This is a genomic window from Spirillospora sp. NPDC048819 (genome assembly GCF_040650055.1).
GTDB lineage: Bacteria > Actinomycetota > Actinomycetes > Streptosporangiales > Streptosporangiaceae > Spirillospora.
This window is the reverse complement of sequence record NZ_JBEZGN010000013.1, coordinates 35,344-55,285: the sequence shown is the minus strand read 5'-3', so window position 1 is coordinate 55,285 and position 19,942 is coordinate 35,344. Positions and strand designations below refer to the sequence as shown.

Genomic DNA, 19,942 nt, shown 5'->3' with positions numbered 1-19,942 from the left:
CTCCTTCACGTCCATGGGGCAGACGTCCGCGAAGCGTCCCGGGTTCCCGCCTTTACATTGTAGATCAGCAACCGGCTTACGTCCCGGCGGCCGGCGCCCACATGACCAGGCGCGGCCCCAGCTTGTGCAGCCCCGCCTCGATCTCGGCGTTCCAGTACGACCTGATCCCCGGCCCCCACCGCTCCTCGGGCAGCTCCGCGAAGCCGTGCCTGGCGTACCAGGGGCCGTTCCACGCGACGTCCCGGAACGTCAGCAGGCTGACCCCGGGCGACCCCGCCTCGGCGGCCCGCGCCATCACCGCGTCCAGCAGCCGGGCGCCGATCCCCGTGCCCGTCAGGTCGCCGCGCACCGAGATCTGCTCCAGGTGCGCGGCGCCGTCGACCTCCTCGACCGCCGCGAACCCCACCGGCGGATCACCGGCCACGACGATCTCCGCGTCCTTGCCGGTCATCTGCTCGATCACGGTCGGACCGGGAGGGAACACGATCCCGATCTCCGCGAACATCGCTTCGCCCGAGATCTCGATCGACGGCAGCGCCGCCAGGTCCTCCGGCCGCGCAAGGCGAACTTCCGTACCCACCCGATGCTCCGTCCCGCAGTCGTGCGCGCTCTCCGGCCTCGCGCCGGCGAACGTCCCGCCCGGGCGCGCCGACAGCCGATTTTACGGGACCGCGTCCGACGGAGGGCACCGCCGGGCGGCGCGGCCGTCTGCCGCATGACTGAACTTTCACCGTGGCGGCCGACCGCGCCGACGTGCTCGCCGCCCTTCCCCCTGAACTCCTGAACCGCGGCGTGACGCCGCCGCGCACGTCATCGTCCTGGACGAGGGCGCGATCGTCGCCCGCGGCACCCACGAGAGCCTCATGGGGACCAGCGAGTACTACCGTTTCCTCGCCACGTCCCTCGACCTCGACGGGGAGCCCGATCGCGCCTGAGGAGAACCGCGCCCGCCTCCCCGTCCGCCCGGCCTCAGCCCACGTTGCCGAGGACGTCCCGCGCCTTCAGCCTGAACTCCTGAACCGCGGCGTAAAGCCGCCGCTCACGCTCTGCGGCGGCCGCCTCGTCCGCGGTCTTGCGGGCGGAATCGCCCACACGGGCCTTCTCCACCATTCGCCGCGTGACCTCGGACAGCTCTTCGGACGCGCGATGGATGCGCTCGGCCACCTCGACCATCGGCGGCGGCCCCTCGATGATGACGATCTCCATGGCGCGGTGGACCTCACGCGCCAGGTCGACGAACCGCCGGACCTTTGCGTCCACGTCCGCCACATCGGGCCGCTCCGGACGCAGCGCGTCGAGCACGGCGTCCATGGCGATGTCGCGGTCGTGGAGGGCGCCCAGGTAGCCGGTGTAGGCGTCTCGGCGATGCTGCCGGCGCCATTGGGTGAACTGCGTCCGAACCTGGAATCTGCCGTTCACGACGGCGGCGCCGAGCGTGGTGAAGGATCCGAGTGCGGCGCCGAGTAGGGCCGCGAGGCCTGCGTCCATCGGCAGAGTATCTCTCACCCTCGCGGGGGAGCTGGATCACGTCTGCGAGGGCGGTCTGCTCCCGAGTGCGGCCCTTCACTTGACTTCGGGAAGGCGGCCGCTTCCCGGAAGCGACGATGACGAAGGGCCCAGCGGCAGGGCCGTGCCTTTCGGTCCGGGGAAAAGGGGATGCGGGCGGGGGCCGGTCGTGGTCATCCTCGGGTATGGGATGGAAGCTGACCGACGATCTTGAAGAGTTCCTCGCGGCGGCGGGCGGGTTCCTGCGGGACGACCCCGTCCGGAACACCGTGGCGCTCACCGTGACCGAGGACATGCGGGTGCAGGGTCCCGGCCTCTACGCAGACGCGCTGTTCGGGTGGACGGCGGGCGGGAGCGTTGAAGGGACCTTCGTGTGGACCCGGGCGTATCCGCCGCTGCTCAGCGCGATGCTGGAGCCGGCGGCGGCGGAGCTAGCGGACGTCCTGGCCGGGCAGGGCACGGCGGTGCCGGGGGCCAACGGTTCGCAGGCCGTCGCGGAGGCGTTCGCGGAGGCGTGGACGCGGCGGACCGGGGCGGTGAGCCGCGTCGCGATGCGGCAGCGGCTCTACCGGCTGGGCGAACTGCAGGCCCCCGATCCGCCCCCGGAGGGCGCCGCGCGGATCGCCCGCGAGGGCGACCGGGAGCTGATGCTGGAGTGGTCCGCGGCGTTCTCCCGGGACGTCGGCGAGCACGACGCGGTGAACACGGCGAGGGTCGACGCCCGGATCGGGCAGGGCGCCATCGCGCTGTGGGAGGCCGGCGGGCGGCCGGTGGCGATGGCGTGGCGGTCCCCCGTCGTCGCCGGGATGTCACGGGTCTCCGCCGTGTACACCCCGGCCGGGCGCCGCCGCCGCGGATACGGGGCGGCGGTCACCGCGGAGGCCAGCCGCGCGGCGCTGGACGCGGGCGCCGCCGACGTCGTGCTGTTCACCGATCTCGCCAACCCGACGAGCAACGGCGTGTACCGGCGGCTCGGCTACCGGCCGGTCGAGGACCGCGTCATGCTCTCGTTCGCCTGACGCCCGGCCGCGCCCCTACTTGACGCCCGCCTCCTTCATGTCGCGGAGTTCGCGTTTGAGTTCCTTGATCTCGTCGCGGAGGCGGGCGGCGAGCTCGAACTGGAGGTCGGCGGCGGCCTGGTGCATCTGCGCGGTCATCTGCTCGATGAGGGCCTCCATCTCCTCGCGGGGGCGTTCGCCGACGAGGTCGGCGGCGTGCCGGCCCACCTCCCTGGTGCGGGACGCGAGGCCGGGGACGGGGGCCTTGCCGCGGCTCTGCTGGCGGCCGGCGCCGCCGAGGAGGGTCTCGGTGTCGGCGTCCTCGCGGACGAGGGAGTCGAGGATGTCGGCGATGCGCTTGCGGAGGGCCTGCGGCTCGATGCCGTGCTCGTCGTTGTAGGCCTGCTGCTTGGCGCGGCGGCGGTTGGTCTCGTCGATCGCGCGTTCCATCGACGGGGTGACGGTGTCGGCGTACATGTGGACCTGGCCGGAGACGTTGCGGGCCGCGCGGCCGATCGTCTGGATGAGGGACGTCTCCGAGCGCAGGAAGCCCTCCTTGTCGGCGTCCAGGATCGCGACGAGGGACACCTCGGGCAGGTCGAGGCCCTCGCGGAGCAGGTTGATGCCGACCAGGACGTCGAACTCGCCGGCGCGCAGCTCGCGGAGCAGCTCGATGCGGCGCAGCGTGTCGACCTCGCTGTGCAGATAGCGGACCTGGATGCCGAGTTCCAGGAGGTAGTCGGTGAGGTCCTCCGACATCTTCTTGGTGAGGGTGGTGACCAGGACGCGTTCGTCGCGTTCGGTGCGCTCGCGGATCTCGTGGATGAGGTCGTCGATCTGGCCCTTGGTCGGCTTCACGACGATCTCGGGGTCGATGAGGCCGGTCGGGCGGATCACCTGCTCGACGACGTCGCCCTTGACGCGGTTCATCTCGTAGGTGCCGGGCGTGGCCGACAGGTAGACGGTCTGGCCGATGCGGTCGAGGAACTCCTCCCACTTGAGGGGACGGTTGTCCATGGCGGACGGCAGCCGGAAGCCGTGCTCGACCAGCATCCGCTTGCGGGACGCGTCGCCCTCGTACATCGCGCCGATCTGCGGGACGGTCTGGTGGGACTCGTCGATGACGAGGAGGAAGTCCTCGGGGAAGTAGTCGAGCAGGGTGTTCGGCGCGGTGCCGGGGCCGCGGCCGTCGATGTGGCGGGAGTAGTTCTCGATGCCGGAGCAGGTGCCGACCTGCCGCATCATCTCGATGTCGTAGGCGGTGCGCATGCGCAGGCGCTGCGCCTCCAGCATCTTGCCCTGCCGCTCCATGACGGCGAGGACGTCCTCCAGCTCGGCCTCGATGTCGCGGATGGCCCGCTCCATCCGCTCGGGCCCGGCGACGTAGTGGGAGGCCGGGAAGACGTACAGCTCGTCGTCCTCGGTGATCAGCTCGCCGGTGAGGGGGTGCAGGGTGGCGAGCTTCTCGATCTCGTCGCCGAACATCTCGATGCGGACGGCGAGTTCCTCGTACTGCGGGATGATCTCGATGGTGTCGCCGCGGACCCGGAAGGTGCCGCGGGTGAACGCGAGGTCGTTGCGGGTGTACTGCATGCCGACGAGCTGCCGGAGCAGGTCGTCGCGCTCGATCTCCTGGCCGACGCGGAGGCGGACCATGCGGTCGACGTACTCCTGCGGGGTGCCGAGGCCGTAGATGCAGGAGACGGACGCGACGACGACGGTGTCGCGGCGGGTGAGCAGCGAGTTGGTCGCCGAGTGCCGCAGCCGGTCGACCTCGTCGTTGATCGAGGAGTCCTTCTCGATGTAGGTGTCGGTCTGCGGGATGTACGCCTCGGGCTGGTAGTAGTCGTAGTAGGAGACGAAGTACTCGACGGCGTTGTTCGGCATCATCTCGCGCAGCTCGTTGGCGAACTGGGCGGCGAGGGTCTTGTTCGGCTGCATGACCAGGACGGGCCGCTGCACCTTCTCCACCAGCCACGCGATCGTGGCGGTCTTGCCGGTGCCGGTGGCGCCGAGCAGCACCGAGTCCTTGTCGCCGCCGTCGATGCGGGCGGTGAGCTCGGCGATCGCCGTCGGCTGGTCGCCCGACGGCGTCATCTCCGTGACGACCTCGAACGGCGCCACGCGGCGCCGCAGATCGGTGATCGGCCGCATCGTCGCCTCTTCCCGTTGGCCGGATCCGGTCCGGTGTCCTCCCCTGCCCCACCACTGTATTCAGCGGGTAGGACAATCGGTATCTCCGCAGGTCAGGACGCTGGAAGGGGGATCTTGGCGCGGACGGCGTAGCCGCCCCGGCGGGGACCGGCCTCGAAGGTGCCGCCGAGGGCGGTGACGCGCTCGCGGAGCCCGACCAGGCCGTTCCCGCCACTCGGGAGCCGGTGGTCGGGACGGGCCGTGGGCGGGTCGTTGGTGATCTCCACCTCGACCGCCCCGGGCAGGAGGCCCAGGTCGACGCGGGTGTCGGCGGCGCCGGCGTGCTTGTGGACGTTGGTCAGCGCCTCCTGGACGAGGCGGTAGACCGTCCGTCCGACGGCGGCGGGCATGGGCTGCTCGTCACCGCGCACCGACAGGTCGACGCGGAGGCCTGCGGCGCCGGACTGCCCGACGAGTTCGCGGACGTGGGCGAGGGTCACGGCTTCATGGGGCAGGGCCTCCTCGCCCTGCCTGAGGACCCCGATGACGTGGCGGAGCTCCTCCAGCGCCTGGCGTCCCATGTCCCCGATGACGGTGGCGGTCTCGGCGGCCCGCACGGGGTCGCGGACGGCGATCGCCTTGAGCGCCCCCGCGTGCACGACCATGACGCTGATCCTGTTGGCGACCACGTCGTGCATTTCCCGGGCGATGCGGGTCCGTTCCTCTCCTCGCGCGCGCTCTGCGAGAAGGTGCTGTTCCCGTTCCAGGCGCGCCGCGCGTTCCTGGAGCGATACGAGGAGTTGCTTGCGCGCACCCATGTACAGGCCGAGCAGGACAGGGACGGCGATGAAGGCGACCCCGAAGATCGCCTGCACGATGAACGCCTCGTTGCCCGCCGTCGGAGAGGGGAGGGCGAGCGAGAAGACGTAGCCGAAGACGGCGATGGTCAGCACCGTCCGGCGGGACGCGGTGTAGGCCGCGAGCGAGTACAGGATGACGAGCGCGGAGAACACGCCCGCGCCGGTGATCGTCCCGAAGACCACCATGAACAGCGCGAGGCCCGCGGGGTGGATGCGGCGCACGACCGTGGCCAGGCCGAGGACGACGCTGCACACCGACACGACCGGCGGCGGCAGCCAGAAATCCTGCTCGGCGAACCACAGGAACGTTCCGTCCCCTGCGGCCAGCGCGACGGCGAGGGAGACGTCGAGCGCGCGTGACCTGCGTGTCGGCCACGCCGCCGACCACCAGCCCCGCGCGCGCATGCGTCGAGCCTATAGCGAGCCGCGCGCCGCCAAGGTCGTCCAGGTGGGGAAGGTGAGGGCCGCCCCTCCCCCGGAGAAACGCGAATCGCCCTTCCCACGGGCCTTTCCCGCCCTCCGGGTGCTGTGGTTACGATGACGGCGCCGACCGTGCTGTCCGTGGGGGACGGCCCTGCGCGCCCCCGCAGCGCCCTCGGCGCCGACCTAGGACGGGGTAACCGCAGAAGATGACCCGCTTCGCCAACTGGCTCGGGAAGAACGCCGACGCCGTGATCGCGCTCGTCCTCGCCGTCACCGTCGCGGTGATCGGCGTCGGCGTGAAGCTGCCGAACGAGGCGGAGATCACCAACAGCGCGATCCTGGCGGTCATCGGCCTCCTGGCGACGTCGGTGCTGCGGGACCGCAGCCGCCGCATCCCGGTCGAGGCCGAGGTCCGCGACACCCTGCGCGCGTCCTCGACCACCCTGGACGACCTGAGCGGCAGGCTGACCCACATCGAGGGGTTCGAGAACGTCCTGTCCGACACCAAGCGCGCCCTGGACGAGACCACGGTCGTCCGCGTCATCAGCGGCACGCAGGTGGCGCAGGTCCTCGAAGAGGCGCGCCGCGACACCGACCGGTGGTTCTTCAAAGGCGGGACGGGCACCTACATCCGTGCGCGGACGCTGCCCGAGTGCGTGGCGACGGCCCGCAGGGAGCGCCGGACGCTGCTGTTCCGCCTGGAGATCCTCGACCCCACCGACGTGGAGGTCTGCGAAGCGTACGCGCGTCACCGCCGTTCGGTGTCGGACGGGCCCGACGCGACGGGCGAGCCGTGGACGCTGGACCGCACCCGCAAGGAGGCCTACGCCACGATCCTCGCGGCGTGCTGGCACAAGCAGCGGTTCGCGATGCTCGACATCGACATCGGCCTGGCGCGGACGATGACGACGCTGCGGTACGACCTGGCGGCGTCCCGGGTCGTGGTGACCCGCGACGATCCGCGCGGCGAGGCGCTGGTCGTGGACAGCAACAAGTTCTACTACAGCTGGGTGAGCGCGGAGCTGCAGACGAGCCTCGACCAGGCGCGCCGCGTGCCCGTCGAGCAGGCGCGGCTCGCGCCGCTGGACGACGAGCCGACCGTCGAGGAGGCCCGCAAGCTCTTCGAGGTGATCGGGATCGACCTTCCGCAGGGCTACACCGACCGCGACGTCATCGAGGTCATCCGGAAGGCGCTGCGGGCCAAGGATCCCTACGAATGACGCGAGTGATGGGGCCGCCGGAGTGAGGTACGAGGAGATCCGCGAGGAGATCCGGGCCGGTACAGCGGCGCGGACGCTGCCGGCGTGGGCCGGGCGCGTCCTGGACGACGTGGCGGCGGGTCGTTCGCCCGTCCCGGCAGTGCGCCATCCGCTGGGGTTCGTGTGCCTTCCCGTGGAGCGCAGCGGCGACTTCGGCGTGTGCCTGCACATCTGGACGCCGGAGGTGCGCCCCGCCCCGTCCACCACGTCGCCGGTGCACTGCCACAGCTGGGATCTGGTGAGCTTCGTCCTGTACGGGACGGTCCGGAACGTGCGCATGGACATAGACGAAGCCCCCGGCGATACGCCGGGCGGGGCGCCCGCAGAGGAGGCGCGGCAGATCTTCGAGGTCGTCAGCGAGGGCGGCGTGGACGAGCTGAGGGCGACCGGGCGCACCGTCCGCTGCTCTCCCGGCCGTTCCAGCGCGCACCGGACCGGCGAGTCGTACACGCTGCCGGCCGGCGTGTTCCACACCACGCTCATCGAGGACGGCCTGGACGCCGCGACGGTCGCGCTGGGGCGGCAGACGCCCGGCGGCGGCGACCTGTCCCTCGGCCCTCTGGGCGTCCCCTCGCACCGTGTGCACCGTTCACGTTCCGACCACGCCGACACCGTGCGCGCCCTGCGCCGTTCGGCCCGCAGGATCGCGGCGGCGCATCCGCGGGCCGCGGCCGGTCCCGGCGAGCGCCCGTCCACTGATCCGCAGCGGCGCCGCCGCTCGGCGCGCCGGTAGGCCGGACGCCGGACCCGACTGGAGAGGCCCGATGAGATCCACGACCCCGTCACCGGCCCTTCCGGTCGATCTCTCGGAGGCCCGCCGCGTGGCGGTGGACACGGCCGCGGCGGCGGGTGCGCTGCTGTCCGCCGGGGTGAGCGGGCCTCTGGGCGTCCGTCCGAAGGGCACGGGCGGCGACGTGGTGACCGACCTGGACACGGCCGCCGAGGAACTGATCCTCGGGCGGCTGAGGGCGGCGTATCCGGGGCACCGCATCATCGCCGAGGAGTCCGGGGTGCTCGAAGGCGCGCCCGGTGCGGAGATGGTCTGGCTCGTCGATCCGCTGGACGGCACCAACAACGTGGCGATCGGCATGCCAGTGTACGCGGTGGGTCTTGCGTTGTGCGCGCGCGCAGAGCCCGTTCTGGGCGTCGTCCACGACCCGGTGGCGGGACGGACGTGGTCGGCGGTGCGCGGTAAGGGCGCCCTGGGGCCGGACGGGGAGCCGCTGACGCTCGCCGATCGGCCGCGGCCGGGGCGGGAGAGGAATCCGGTCCTGGCGTGGACGCAAGGGCATCAGGTCAGGTCGGACGATCCCGTCGCGTTCGGGCTGCGTTCGGCCCTGGAGGGGCAGTGCGCGCGGATGCTGCAGCTGTGGGCGCCACTGGTGGCGTGGGCGATGCTGGCGCGCGGCGACATCGACGGGATCGTCGGCTACCTGCCCGAGATCGTGGACCTGCCCGCCGGGGCGCTGCTGGCAGCGGAGGCCGGAGCCGAGCTGCGCCGCCTGGACGGGCGCCCGTACGCGCTGGGCATCGACCGTCCGGCGTCCGAGCTCGGTTTCGTGGCCGCGCGCCCGGAACTGCTCGACCGCCTCGTGGAGACCACGGCGAGGATCACGAACCGGGACGGCCGCGTCCGTCCCCCACGATGAGCTTCGGCCGGTGAGCTTCGGCAGGGAGCCCCGGCGGCGGTTCAGCCGGTCAGCAGGAGCGCCGGGACGGTGGCCGCACAGCCCACCACGGCCAGAACGGTCCCCGTCAGCACGAACTTGCGCATGGGGACCCGGACGTCCCACCGGCGGCACCACTCGAACCACAGCAGCGTCGCGAGCGACCCCCACGGCGTGATGACGGGCCCCACGTTCGTCCCGATGAGCAGCGACAGGAGCTGGTCCTTGTTCGACGCGGGCACGGCCGACTCCCCCGCCACGTACGCGGGGAGGTTGTTGAGGACGTTCGACAGTCCCGCACCCGCGAACGCGGCCCGGAACGCGCCCGCGACGCCGTCGTCCCCGCCGATCACGGCGCGCATGACGTCGTCCAGCCCGAACCGCTCCAGCGTGGGAACGACCAGGAACAGGCCGGTGACGAACACCATGAGCCGCCACGGGATGAGCGCGGGACGCAGCGCCGCCCTGTCGCGGACGGCGAACGCGGCCACGGCCACGGCGGCGGCGGCGGTCGCGGCGAGGCCGAGCTGGATCCCGGTGTGCACGCCGGCGAGGATCGCGCCGATGAACATCAGGCACGCGAGCCCGGTCGCGGAGAACAGCGTCCGGTCCCGGACGGGCGCGGGCGCGGGCGGGTCGTAGGAGTCGGCGCCTCGCATCCGCCGCCGCCAGTAGAACGCCCACAGCAGCGCCATCGTGACCGCCAGGGCCGCGAGCTGCGGAGCCCACATGCGGGCGGCGAACGCGCGGGTCCCCAGCGCGACGCGGTCGGCGGCGAGCAGGTTCGTCAGGTTCGACACCGGCAGGAGAAGGCTGGCCGTGTTGGCCAGCCAGACCGTCGTCATGGCCAGCGGGAGGGTCGCGATCCGCGCGCGCGCCGCCAGCGCCAGCATGACGGGAGTCAGCAGCACCGCGGTCGTGTCGAGGTTGAGGAAAACGGTGGTGAGCGACGCGAACGCGACGCACAGCAGGAACAGCGCCGCATAGTTGCCGCGTCCCGCCCGCGCCATCCGCTGCGCGATCGCGTCGAAGACCCCGGCCTCCTTGGTGAGCTCCGCCAGGACGATGACGCTGAACAGGAACAGCAGCAGGGGCGCGATCCGCTCGACGCTGGAGCGCGCCGTGGCGGCGGGCAGCAGGCCGGTGGCGACGAACACCAGGCCGGAGACGAGCACCCCGATGCGGATCCAGTCCAGAACGCCCAGCCGGCCGGCCGCGCGGCGCAGGATCTCGATCCGGGGTGACACGCGCGACATGATCCCATAGGTGGCGCGGGGCACTGCTTTCGTCGCCCCGCCGCGCGATACTGGCGGCATGACACCCCCCGGCGGCCACACGAGGCAGGAGCGTCCGACCGACTTCTTCATCAGCTACTCCCCCGCGGACGAGCGGTGGGCGTCCTGGATCGCCTGGCAGCTGGAGGCGGCGGGGCACCGGACGATGATGCAGGCGTGGGACTTCGTCCCCGGCACCAACTTCATCGACTTCATGGACCGGGGCCTGTCGGAGGCCAGGGCCGTCGTCGCGGTGCTGTCGCGCAACTACCTGCGCTCCCGGTACGGGCGGATGGAGTGGATGGCGGCGCTGCGGGCCGACCCGGACGACCCGGCCCGCAAGCTGGTCACGGTCCGCATCGAGGACTGCCCGATCGACGGGCTGCTGTCCACGATCACCTACGTCGACCTCGTGGGGGTCGACGACCCGGACGAGGCGCGCGGGATGCTGATGCGGCGCATCGGCGAGGCCCTCGCCGGCCACGCGCGCCCCCAGGACGGCCCCGGCTTCCCCGGGACGGGCCGGGGCGGCCCCGGCGGCCCCGGAGACCGCGAACCCCTCATCGGCCGTCTGGAGGACGCCGGCGGCGAACGACCGGAACCGGCCGGGGAGCGGCCCGCGCGGCGCGCGCCCGTGGCGGCGCCGGCGTTCCCCGCGGCCGGCGGCGGCGAGGAGCCGCGCGAGCGGCTGAGCGTCCTGCACGTCGCCGGCCCCCGGTTCGGGCGGACGCTCGCCGAGCCCGGCGAGCCCACCACCGCCACCGAGCTGCAGGACCGCATCTGGAGCGACGTGACGCGGCTGGCCGACTCCGGTGTGCCGCGCCCCGACCTGCTCCTCGTCACCGGCAACATCACCCACTCGGGCAGCCGCAAGGAGTTCGCCGAGGCCCTGTCGTTCCTGACGAGCCTGCGGGCCCTGCTCGGGCTGGAGGCGCAGCGCGTCGTGCTCGTCCCCGGCACCCACGACGTCACCCGCGCGGCCTGCCAGGCGTACTTCTCCAGCTGCGAGGCCGACGACATCGAGCCGCAGCCGCCGTACTGGCCGAAATGGCGGCACTACGCGGGGCTGTTCAAGGAGTTCTACCAGGGCATCGACGCGCTCATCTTCGACAGCGCCCAGCCGTGGACGCTGTTCCCCGTCCCCGACCTGCGGGTCGCGGTCGCCGGCCTCAACTCGACGCTGCCGCAGACCCACCGCGAGGAGGACCGGTACGGGCGGGTCGGCCGGGCGCAGGCCGCCTGGTTCAACGAGCGGCTGCGGCACTTCGAGGACGACGGCTGGCTCCGCCTCGCCGCGGTCGAGCACACGCCGGTCCCCGGGGAGCCCGGCGCGCTGCGCGACCCCGAGACCGTCGAGATGCTCCTCGGCGGCCACGTCAACCTGTTCTTCCAGGGGACGGAGTCGGAGTTCGGCGCGATCCCCCTGATGGGCGGCGGCGTCCCGTCCGTCCCGGCGCTCGGGCCCGGCCGCCACCAGATCGTGGTCGTGGAGCGGGACGGCCTGCGGCGGTGGATCCCCGAGGACGCCGAACGGCGCGGCCCGGAACGCCTCGATCGGCCCTGGACGAAGGTCACCGGAACGTTCCCGCCGCCGCGCGCCGAGACGCCGCCGGCCCCGCCCGTCCCGGAACTCGGGCCGGGCGCGGGCGGAGCCGCCGACCCGGTCCCCGACCCCGCGGCGCGTCTCCTCGACCGCCTGACGGAGGCGTGCGAGACGCGGTTCGAACGCGCGACGATCCGGCGCATCGTCCCGCCGCCGCGTGAGGACGGCCGGGCGGACCCGCCGCACCTGCTCCTCACCCACCTGGAGGACGGGTTCGTCCGGCAGTACCGCATCGGCGCGCACGTGGGCCAGGTGACCGAGGCGGACGTGGACGCGTTCGTCCGGCATGTGCACGCCGACGGCACCGACCACGGGTCCGAGCTGGTGTACCTGGGGCCCGCGCCCGCCCGGTCGCTGCGCGACGACGCGCTGCGGCGCGGCATCCGCGTGCGGAGCCTCACCGAGTTCCAGGGCCTCGTCGACCTCTCCGAATACGTGACCGCGCAGACGGGACGGCTCTCCGCCGGCGGCCTGTACCCGCCGTCCCTGTACGTCCCGCAGCGCTACCGGGAACTCGACCGGCTCGGCGCCGGCGCGCCGTCCGGGCGGCGGGACGGCGAGCCCGGCCGCCCGCCCGGCGCCGAGACGGGCCGCGACGTCCACGACGACGTGGTCGGCGAGATGCTGCGGCTGCTGGCCGCCGACCACGGCCGGTTCCTGCTGCTGCTCGGCGACTTCGGCCGCGGCAAGACGTTCGCGCTGCGCGAGCTGGCCCGCCGCGTCCCCGAGGAGCTGCCGCACGTCATCCCGATCCTCATCGAGCTGCGGGCCCTCGACAAGGCGCACTCGGTGGACGGCCTCGTCGCCGCGCATCTGGCCAACCACGGCGAGGAGCTGATCGACCTCAAGGCGTTCCACTACATGCTCCGCCAGGGACGCATCGTCCTGCTGTTCGACGGGTTCGACGAGCTGGTGACGCGAATGACCTACGACCAGGCCGCCGACCACCTCGACGCGCTGCTGCAGGCCGCCCAGGACAAGGCCAAGATCGTCGTGGCGAGCCGCACGCAGCACTTCAAGTCGCAGGCGCAGGTGCTGACCGCGCTCGGCGAGAGGGTCGGCGTCCTGCCGCACAGGCGCGTCCTCGGGCTGGAGGACTTCACACCCCCGCAGGTCCGCTCGTACCTCGTCAACCGGTACGGCGACGAGGATGTGGCCGAGGCGCGCCTGGACCTGCTCGCGGGCATCGAGGAGCTGCTGGCGCTGACGTCCAACCCGCGGATGCTGTCGTTCATCGCCGACCTGCCCGAGGAGCGGCTCCGCGCCGTCGCGCAGGCCCGCCGGGCCGTCAGCCCCGCCGACCTGTACCACGAGATCCTGTCGTCGTGGCTGGCCCACGAGGCCGACCGGGTCGGCGGGGCGGGCGGCCCGTCCGGGCTGAAGGCCGACGACATGTGGCGGGCCGTCGGGACGCTCGCGCTGCGGCTGTGGGAGGGCAACGAGCAGTTCCTCCGCCTCGCCGAACTCGCCGACGTCGCCGACACCCTCACCGGCCTGGCGGGCGGCCGCATGTCCCCGCACCAGGTGACGCACGCCGTCGGCGCCGGGAGCCTCCTCGTCCGCACCCCGGAGGGCCTGTTCGGGTTCATCCACACGTCGGTGATGGAGTGGCTCGTCGCCCGCCACATCGCGGACGAGTTCGCCGGGGGCGCGGCACCGGCCGCGCTGGGCGCACGCGCGCTGACCCAGCTCATCGTCGACTTCCTGTGCGACCTCGCCGACACCCGCGCCTGCCAGGAGTGGGCGGCCGGGGTCCTCGCCGACCCCGGCGCCGACGACGTCGCCCGCGCCAACGCGATCCGCATCACGACGCGGCTGCGCACCCCGGCGCGCACCGACCTGCGCGGCGCGCGCCTCCAGGGCGAGGACCTGTCCTACCGCGACCTGCAGGAGGTCGACCTGACCGGCGCCGACCTCACCGACGCGCAACTCGTCGGCGCGAACCTGTCCCGCGCCGTCCTGCGCGACGCCTCACTGGCCGGGGCCCGCCTCGACGAGGCCAGGCTGACCGGAGCCGACCTGCGCGGCGCCGACCTGTCGCGGGCCCGGCTGGCCCGCGCCGACCTGCGCGACGTCGCCGTCGACGGCAGCCGCTGGACGCGCGCCGCCCTCGTCGACGCCGCGCTCCCCGAACGCATCGCGAACGCGCCGGAGCTGCGGGAGGCGGCCATCGCGCCCGGCCGCCCCATCGACATCCAGGTCGCCCCCGCCGGAATCGGCGTCCCGTACGGGTTCCACTTCCAGACCAGCCGCCTCCCCCAGCCGCTCGCCTACAGCCCCGGCGGCTCCGTCCTGGCCGTGGGCGCCGAGGACGGCGGCGTCCTCGTCTGCGACGCCGTCACCGGCACCCCCCTGCGCACCCTCCAGGGCCACACCGACCGCGCCTACGCGGTGGCGTTCGACTCCGCCGGGAACCTGCTGGCCAGCGGGTCCGCGGACGGCACCGTCCGGCTGTGGGACCTCGCCACCGGGCACACCGCCCACACCCTCACCGTCCACCCGGAGGGCGTGTGGCCGGTCGTCGTCGGCGGGCGCTCCCCGTCGCGCGGCGACCTCGTCGCGGCGGGCGCCGCCGACGGGACCATCCGCGTCTGGGACGCCGCGACGGGCGCCCTGCTGCACGAACTGACCGGGCACACCGCGCCCGTCTACACGGCCGTGTTCGATCCGGTGGGCCCGCTCATGGTCACCGGCGACGCGGGCGGCACCCTGCGCGTCTGGGACCTCACCGACGGGGCCCTGCTGCGGGAGCTGACCGGCCACCGCGGCGCCGTGTTCCGGGCCGTGTTCCATCCGGACGGCTCCATCCTGGCCGCCGGGGACGAGGCGGGCGTCGTCCGGCTCTGGGACATCCGCACCGGCGAGATCCGGCAGGAGCTCCTCGGCCACACCGGCCGCGTCTACGCCATCGCGTTCCACCCGGACGGGAACCTCCTCGTCACCGGCGACACCGACGCGTCCGTCCGGCTCTGGGAGGACGGCCGCCACCGCGCGACCCTGTCCGGCCACGAGGGCGGCATCTACCAGGCGGCGTTCAGCCCCGACGGCGGCCGCCTCGCCACCGCCGACAGCGCCGGATCCGTCCGCCTGTGGGACCCCAGGACGGGCCGCCAGCGCCTCGAACTGGCCGGGCACCGCGGCGCCGTGTGGCCGTTCGCGTTCCGCCCCGACGGCGCCCAGCTCGCCACCAGCAGCAACGACGGCACGGCCCGGCTGTGGGACGCCGAGACCGGGCAGTGCCGCGTCGTGCTGCGCGGCCACGGCCGCCGCGTCACCGGCGTCACCTTCAGCCCGGACGGCGGCATGCTCGCCGGCAGCGGCAACGACGGCCTCGTCCGGCTCTGGGACCCCCGCACCGGCCGGATGATCCGCGAGCTGCGCGGCGTCGCCGACAACCTCACCTCCGCGACCTTCAACACCCGCGACTCCCAGCTCGCCACCGCCACCAACGACGGCGGCGTCCACCTGTGGCAGGCCGGGACGGGCACGTTCGAACGCGAGCTGAACGTGGAGACCGACCACGTCTGGGCGCACGCGTTCGCGCCCGCCGGCGACGTCCTCGCCACCGCCAACGACGACGACACCGTCCGCCTCTGGTACTGGACGACCGGCCGCGAGATCGTCAACCTCGCCGACCACCGGGGCCGCGTCCGCAGCATCGACTTCCAGCCCGCCTCCGCCGGCGCCGGCGCCCTCGTCGCCACCGGCTGCGACGACGGCCTCGTCCGCCTGTGGCATCCCCGCACCGGCGCGCTCACCGCCGAACTCGAAGGCCACGACGACCGCGTCTACCGCGTGACGTTCTCGCCGTCCGGGGAGACCCTCGCCAGCGCGAGCAACGACGGCACGGTCCGCCTCTGGGACCCGTCCACCGGCGAAGCGCTGCACACCCTCACCGGCCACACGGGCCGCCTGTGGACGACCGCGTTCCACCCGTCCGGCACGCTTCTCGCCAGCGCCGGCGACGACATGGTCGTGCACCTCTGGGACCCCGCCACGGGACGTCTCCTGCACACCCTGACCGGCCACACCCGGCGCGTCTGGTCGGTCGCGTTCAGCCCGGACGGCTCACTGCTCGCCACCGCCGGCGACGACGGCGCCATCATCCTCTGGGACGTCGGCGGCGACGCGGCCCCCGCGCGCCGCGCGACCCTCCTCGGCCTGTCCGAGGGCTGGGCCGCGCTGGCCCCCGACGGCCGCTACAAGTGGGAGGGCAACGCCACCGCCGAATTCTGGTACGCCGTCGGCATGTGCCGCTTCGAACCCGGCGAACTGGACCCCTACCTCCCCGACGTCCACCGCCTCCCCCTCGACTCCCCGTTCTGACTGCGTTCAGAAGTCCAGGACGTGGCCGTGCGCGATCCGGGCGCAGCCGTCGTTGGTGATGGTCTCGGAGTACGGCCAGATCGGCATGCCGCGCCAGTAGCCGCTCGCGGTCGCGTCGACGGGGTCCCAGACCTGGAGGCAGAACCAGCCCGGCCGAGGCGGGACCTGCGAGACGTTCCCGTTCGCGTCGGCGAGTTCGGCGCACGCGATCTCCGGTGTGGGGTGGGTGCCGCCGGCCGGCTCGCAGGTGAGCGTGGCGGTACGGCCCGGGCCGCCGTCCTGCGGGACGACGCTGAGCTGGATCATCGTCTGCGCGCCGGACGTCCCCTCGGCGGCCGCGGTCGCCGGGGCGGCCGCGGCGACGCCGGCCGCGACCAGGCCGCATCCCAGAACGAGACGAAGCGTGACTCGAGCCATGACTTCCTCCTTGGGCATGGAGTAATTGAAGCCATTACATCATCAATTTCAAAGCGCTCCGCGTCCGAAATCGGCCACCCTGATCGAATGGCATATGCCCTGGTGAGAGCCTTGATCGAGTTCCGTATTGCGCTTTTGGGCCGCGCCGCAATAACAGATGGCAGCCACATTGGGCAACCGGCTTTCCATTCTTACATTGGATGCCGTCCGGGCACCGGCCGCACCGCCGCCGGCCGCTTCCCGCAGAGCGGCGAGGCGCACCAGGACATGCTCCCGCGGGCGCTGAGCGGCCTCCAGGCGGCCTGCCGGACGGCGGCCGCCCAGGAAGGGCGCCCGGTCTCTACGACTGGGCGGCGCGGCGGGTCAGGGACTCCCAGAGGGCGTCGACCTGGGTCTTCAGGTCGTCGAGGGTGCCGGAGTTGTCGATGACGTGGGTGGCGACGGCGCGGCGGTCCGCGCGGGACGCCTGGTTCGCCATGCGGGCGCGGGCGTCCTCCTCGGTCATGCCGCGCCGGGCGACGAGCCGGTCGAGCTGGACGTCCTCCGGGGCGTCCACGACGACGACCTCGTCGTACATGGGGGCCAGACCGTTCTCCGCCAGGAGCGGGACGTCGTACACCACGACCGCGCCGCCGGGGGCGGCGTCCATGAGCTCCTGCATCCGGTCCCCCACGAGCGGGTGGACGATCGCGTTCAGCGCGGCGAGGCGGTCGGCGTCGGCGAACACGATCCGGCCGACCTTCTCGCGGTCGAGGGCACCGGACGGCAGCAGCACGTCGTCGCCGAACTCCGCCACGACGGCGGCGAGGCCCGGCGTGCCCGGCTCCACCACCTCCCGGGCGATCTTGTCGGCGTCGATGACCAGGGCGCCGCGTTCGGCGAGCCGCGCCGACACCTCGCTCTTGCCCGACCCGATCCCGCCGGTGAGTCCCACTTTCAGCACGGGGCTCACCCTAGTGGTCACCCGGCCCCGGCCGGCACGAGGGGTTTGCGCATGTGGACGAGGATGAGGTGGGCGGCGACGCGTTCCCGGTGCGTCTCGGAGTAGCCGAGGCGCCGGTACAGGCGCAGGTTCGTCTCGCTGAGGTGCCCGGTGAACAGCACGCACGCGTCGGCGCGTCCGGCCACCTCGTCCTCCAGCGCCGCGAGGAGCCGCCGCCCGATGCCGCGGCCCTGCAGGTCGGGGACGACGACGAGCCGCCCCACCAGGCACGTGTGGTCGCTGAACTGGGCGCGGACCGCACCGACGAGACGGCCGCCCAGCACCGCCTTCAGCACCACCGCGTCGCCCGACAGCACCTTCTGGAGCTGCTCGGCCGACTCGACCAGCGGGGGGATGAACGGGTCGCCGTACAGCTGTGCCTCCGCGACGTAGGCGGCGCGCTGGACGGTCAGGATCTCCCCGGCGTCCCGCGGGCCCGCCCGCTCCACCGCGACCGTCGCTTCGCTCATGGGCACGACCCTAGCGGCGCGGGGCCGCCGGGGTCTGCTCAGCGCCCGATCCGGACGGTCACCGCGACCGGGTAGTGGTCGGAGGCGTCCGAGACCGGCACGTTGTACTCGGTGACGAGGATGCCGTCCGACCCGAAGATCCAGTCGACGCGGGCGCCGTCCGACCTGGTCGGGGACGAGTCGTTGCCGATGGCGGTGCTGCGCAGGTCCGTGCCGTCGGTCATCGCCGCCAGCTCCGGGCTGCCGGGCCCGGCGTTGAAGTCGCCGCCGATCAGGGTGCGGGGCGCGCCGCCCCACGCCCGCAGCAGCGCCGCGATCGAGCGGGCGCGTTCGTCGGCCTGGCCCTCGCCGCCCTCCAGGTGCGTCGACCACACGTCCATCGTGGCGTCGCCGACACCGAGCCGCGCCCACACGTAGCCGCGGATCTGCGACCAGTCGCCCCGCGGCCACCGGCCCGTCCCCGAACTGCGCACCGGCAGCGACGTCAGGATCGCGTTGCCGAACTGGCCGTCGGCGGCCGGACCCCAGATCAGCTTCATGCCGAGGCGCCGCGACAGCCACACGCCGACGTCGGCGGTGCCCGACAGCAGCGACCCGCGGCTGGCCTCCTGCAGCAGGACGACCTGCGCGCGCTGCCCCTCGATGACGCGGGCGATGCCCTCCGGGTCGAGACGCCCCTCCTGGTTGACCGCGTCGTGGATGTTGTAGCTGAGCACCCGCACATGCCCCGGCACGGGCCCCGCCTGGGCCCTGCCGTCCGGCGCGGCCACCGAGAACACCAGGGTGCCGGCCAGCAGGCCGAGCGCGGCGGCGCCGGCGGTGAGGGCGCGCAGCGGCGCGCGGGCGGGAAGCGGGCCGCCGCGGGCCGAGGCGATGGCGGCGAGCGCGCCCAGCGCGATCCCGGCGAGGCCGGGCAGCAGATTGTTCGGGAACGGCAGCGGAGAGATGGCGCTGACCTGGTACGGGACGAGAATCACGGCGATCAGGAGGCCGCCGAGCGCGGCGCCGATGTCCACCCGCCAGACGGGCCCGCCGGTCCCGGCGCGCCGCAGCGGCGCCCGGCACGCCACCGCCAGCAGCCACGCCGACAGCACCTGCCCGAGGATCACGATGGGCACGACCTCGATGCCGGAGATCGCGTACGTCCCGGCGACGGCGCCGGCGCCGACCCCGAGGACGGTGCCGCCGAGGACGCACACACCGCCCGGCACGGCGCGGACGGCGAGGCCGGACGCGAGGAACGCCAGCGCGAGGCCCTGCCCGACGACGATCGTGACGTGCGCGGCCGTCAGCGACTGCCAGCCGGACGACGCCACGAACGCAGGGCTGGACAGCACGAGGATCTGCAGCGCCAGGAACGGCCCGAACGCGGCCGCGCCGAGCGCGTCCCGCCAGGACACCCCGGGCGCGGCGACCGGCCCGGACGCCAGCTCCCGGTAGAGCGCGGCGGCGCCGACGCCGACGAAGGCCAGGCACGCCAGCCACGGGCCGACGCCGTCGCGCCACACCGGGTCCCAGGTCGCGAAGCACATCCGCACCGCGGCGTCGATGGACAGGCCCGCGACGGTGGCGGTGGCAAACCCGACGCCGGACAGGCCGCGGGCGCCCTCGTACAGCGCCGCGACGGCGATCATGCCGATGGCGGTGCCGGCGAACGCCAGCCAGGTGCGGGGGTCGATGACCTGCGCGAGCAGCCGGACGGCGAACAGGCCGCCGACCGCGGCGAGCAGCAGGCCCCGCGGGCCCACGGCGCGGCGGATCAGCGGGGCGGTGAACCCGGCGAGGTACACCACCAGCACTCCGGCGGCGGCGACCGCGGTGCCGGTCTGGTCGGCGAAATGGTCGAGCTGGGGCAGCGAGAACCGCAGCGTCTGAGCGAGGACCGCGACCGTGACCGCGATCAGCGCGATCCTGGCGGGGCCCTGCGGGACGATGCTGACCCCGGACGCGGCGGGGCCGCCGCTCCTGGTGCCGACGTCGGTGCCGGCGTCTGTGCTGGCCAATTGAACGAGTGCTCCCGGGGG

14 protein-coding genes are annotated in these 19,942 nt (G+C 73.4%); 5 read left to right on the top strand and 9 right to left on the bottom strand.

The genetic code is table 11. The features are described from left to right. Positions 1–76: 76 nt before the first annotated feature. Together AB0C35_RS19305 and AB0C35_RS19300 are read right to left on the bottom strand one after the other, a co-directional pair. Complete coding sequence (locus tag AB0C35_RS19305) at positions 77–580, bottom strand: GNAT family N-acetyltransferase (protein ID WP_358457493.1); 504 nt, start codon at positions 578–580, stop codon at positions 77–79. Between the two features lie 389 nt (positions 581–969). Beyond that, the gene (locus AB0C35_RS19300) at positions 970–1,488 is read right to left on the bottom strand and encodes a hypothetical protein (protein WP_358457490.1); all 519 of its coding nucleotides are present in this window, start codon (positions 1,486–1,488) and stop codon (positions 970–972) included. A 203-nt stretch (positions 1,489–1,691) separates the two neighbouring features. On the opposite strand from AB0C35_RS19300, the gene AB0C35_RS19295 reads away from it, so the two are divergent. Next, positions 1,692–2,525 (top strand): GNAT family N-acetyltransferase, encoded by an 834-nt coding sequence (locus AB0C35_RS19295; protein WP_358457488.1) that lies wholly within the window; start codon positions 1,692–1,694, stop codon positions 2,523–2,525. A gap of 15 nt (positions 2,526–2,540) precedes the next feature. Here AB0C35_RS19295 and uvrB read toward each other — a convergent pair whose 3' ends face one another. Next, positions 2,541–4,658: an excinuclease ABC subunit UvrB gene (gene uvrB / locus AB0C35_RS19290; RefSeq protein ID WP_358457485.1), complete on the bottom strand. Its 2,118-nt coding sequence runs from the start codon at positions 4,656–4,658 to the stop codon at positions 2,541–2,543. A 92-nt stretch (positions 4,659–4,750) separates the two neighbouring features. Then, a complete protein-coding gene (locus tag AB0C35_RS19285) occupies positions 4,751–5,902 on the bottom strand; it encodes a histidine kinase (RefSeq protein WP_358457482.1) in 1,152 nt (383 codons plus the stop codon). A 224-nt stretch (positions 5,903–6,126) separates the two neighbouring features. On the opposite strand from AB0C35_RS19285, the gene AB0C35_RS19280 reads away from it, so the two are divergent. From AB0C35_RS19280 to AB0C35_RS19270, 3 genes are read left to right on the top strand one after another with little or no spacing between them, the layout of a single operon-like run. Continuing rightward, positions 6,127–7,140: a hypothetical protein gene (locus AB0C35_RS19280; RefSeq protein ID WP_358457479.1), complete on the top strand. Its 1,014-nt coding sequence runs from the start codon at positions 6,127–6,129 to the stop codon at positions 7,138–7,140. Between the two features lie 22 nt (positions 7,141–7,162). Then, a complete protein-coding gene (locus tag AB0C35_RS19275) occupies positions 7,163–7,912 on the top strand; it encodes a hypothetical protein (RefSeq protein WP_358457476.1) in 750 nt (249 codons plus the stop codon). 31 nt (positions 7,913–7,943) lie between these two features. Next, entirely contained in the window at positions 7,944–8,828 is an 885-nt protein-coding gene (locus AB0C35_RS19270) for an inositol monophosphatase (RefSeq protein ID WP_358457474.1), read from the top strand. 41 nt (positions 8,829–8,869) lie between these two features. On the opposite strand, the gene AB0C35_RS19265 is transcribed toward AB0C35_RS19270, so the two are convergent. Beyond that, positions 8,870–10,102: an SLC13 family permease gene (locus tag AB0C35_RS19265; protein ID WP_358457471.1), complete on the bottom strand. Its 1,233-nt coding sequence runs from the start codon at positions 10,100–10,102 to the stop codon at positions 8,870–8,872. A gap of 58 nt (positions 10,103–10,160) precedes the next feature. Between AB0C35_RS19265 and AB0C35_RS19260 the strand changes: the two genes are divergently transcribed. Then, the gene (locus AB0C35_RS19260) at positions 10,161–16,049 is read left to right on the top strand and encodes a TIR domain-containing protein (RefSeq protein WP_358457468.1); all 5,889 of its coding nucleotides are present in this window, start codon (positions 10,161–10,163) and stop codon (positions 16,047–16,049) included. 6 nt (positions 16,050–16,055) lie between these two features. On the opposite strand, the gene AB0C35_RS19255 is transcribed toward AB0C35_RS19260, so the two are convergent. The 4 genes from AB0C35_RS19255 to AB0C35_RS19240 all read right to left on the bottom strand — a co-directional run bounded on the left by AB0C35_RS19255 (position 16,056) and on the right by AB0C35_RS19240 (position 19,921). Beyond that, the gene (locus tag AB0C35_RS19255) at positions 16,056–16,466 is read right to left on the bottom strand and encodes an SSI family serine proteinase inhibitor (RefSeq protein ID WP_358457465.1); all 411 of its coding nucleotides are present in this window, start codon (positions 16,464–16,466) and stop codon (positions 16,056–16,058) included. 340 nt (positions 16,467–16,806) lie between these two features. Beyond that, on the bottom strand, positions 16,807–17,409 hold the full coding sequence (gene coaE / locus AB0C35_RS19250; protein WP_358457462.1) for a dephospho-CoA kinase: 603 nt from the start codon (positions 17,407–17,409) through the stop codon (positions 16,807–16,809). A gap of 17 nt (positions 17,410–17,426) precedes the next feature. Then, positions 17,427–17,918, bottom strand: coding sequence for a GNAT family N-acetyltransferase (locus AB0C35_RS19245; protein WP_358457459.1), 492 nt, complete (start codon positions 17,916–17,918; stop codon positions 17,427–17,429). Positions 17,919–17,956: 38 nt separating this feature from the next. Then, positions 17,957–19,921 (bottom strand): endonuclease/exonuclease/phosphatase family protein, encoded by a 1,965-nt coding sequence (locus AB0C35_RS19240; protein WP_358457456.1) that lies wholly within the window; start codon positions 19,919–19,921, stop codon positions 17,957–17,959. Positions 19,922–19,942: the final 21 nt, after the last annotated feature.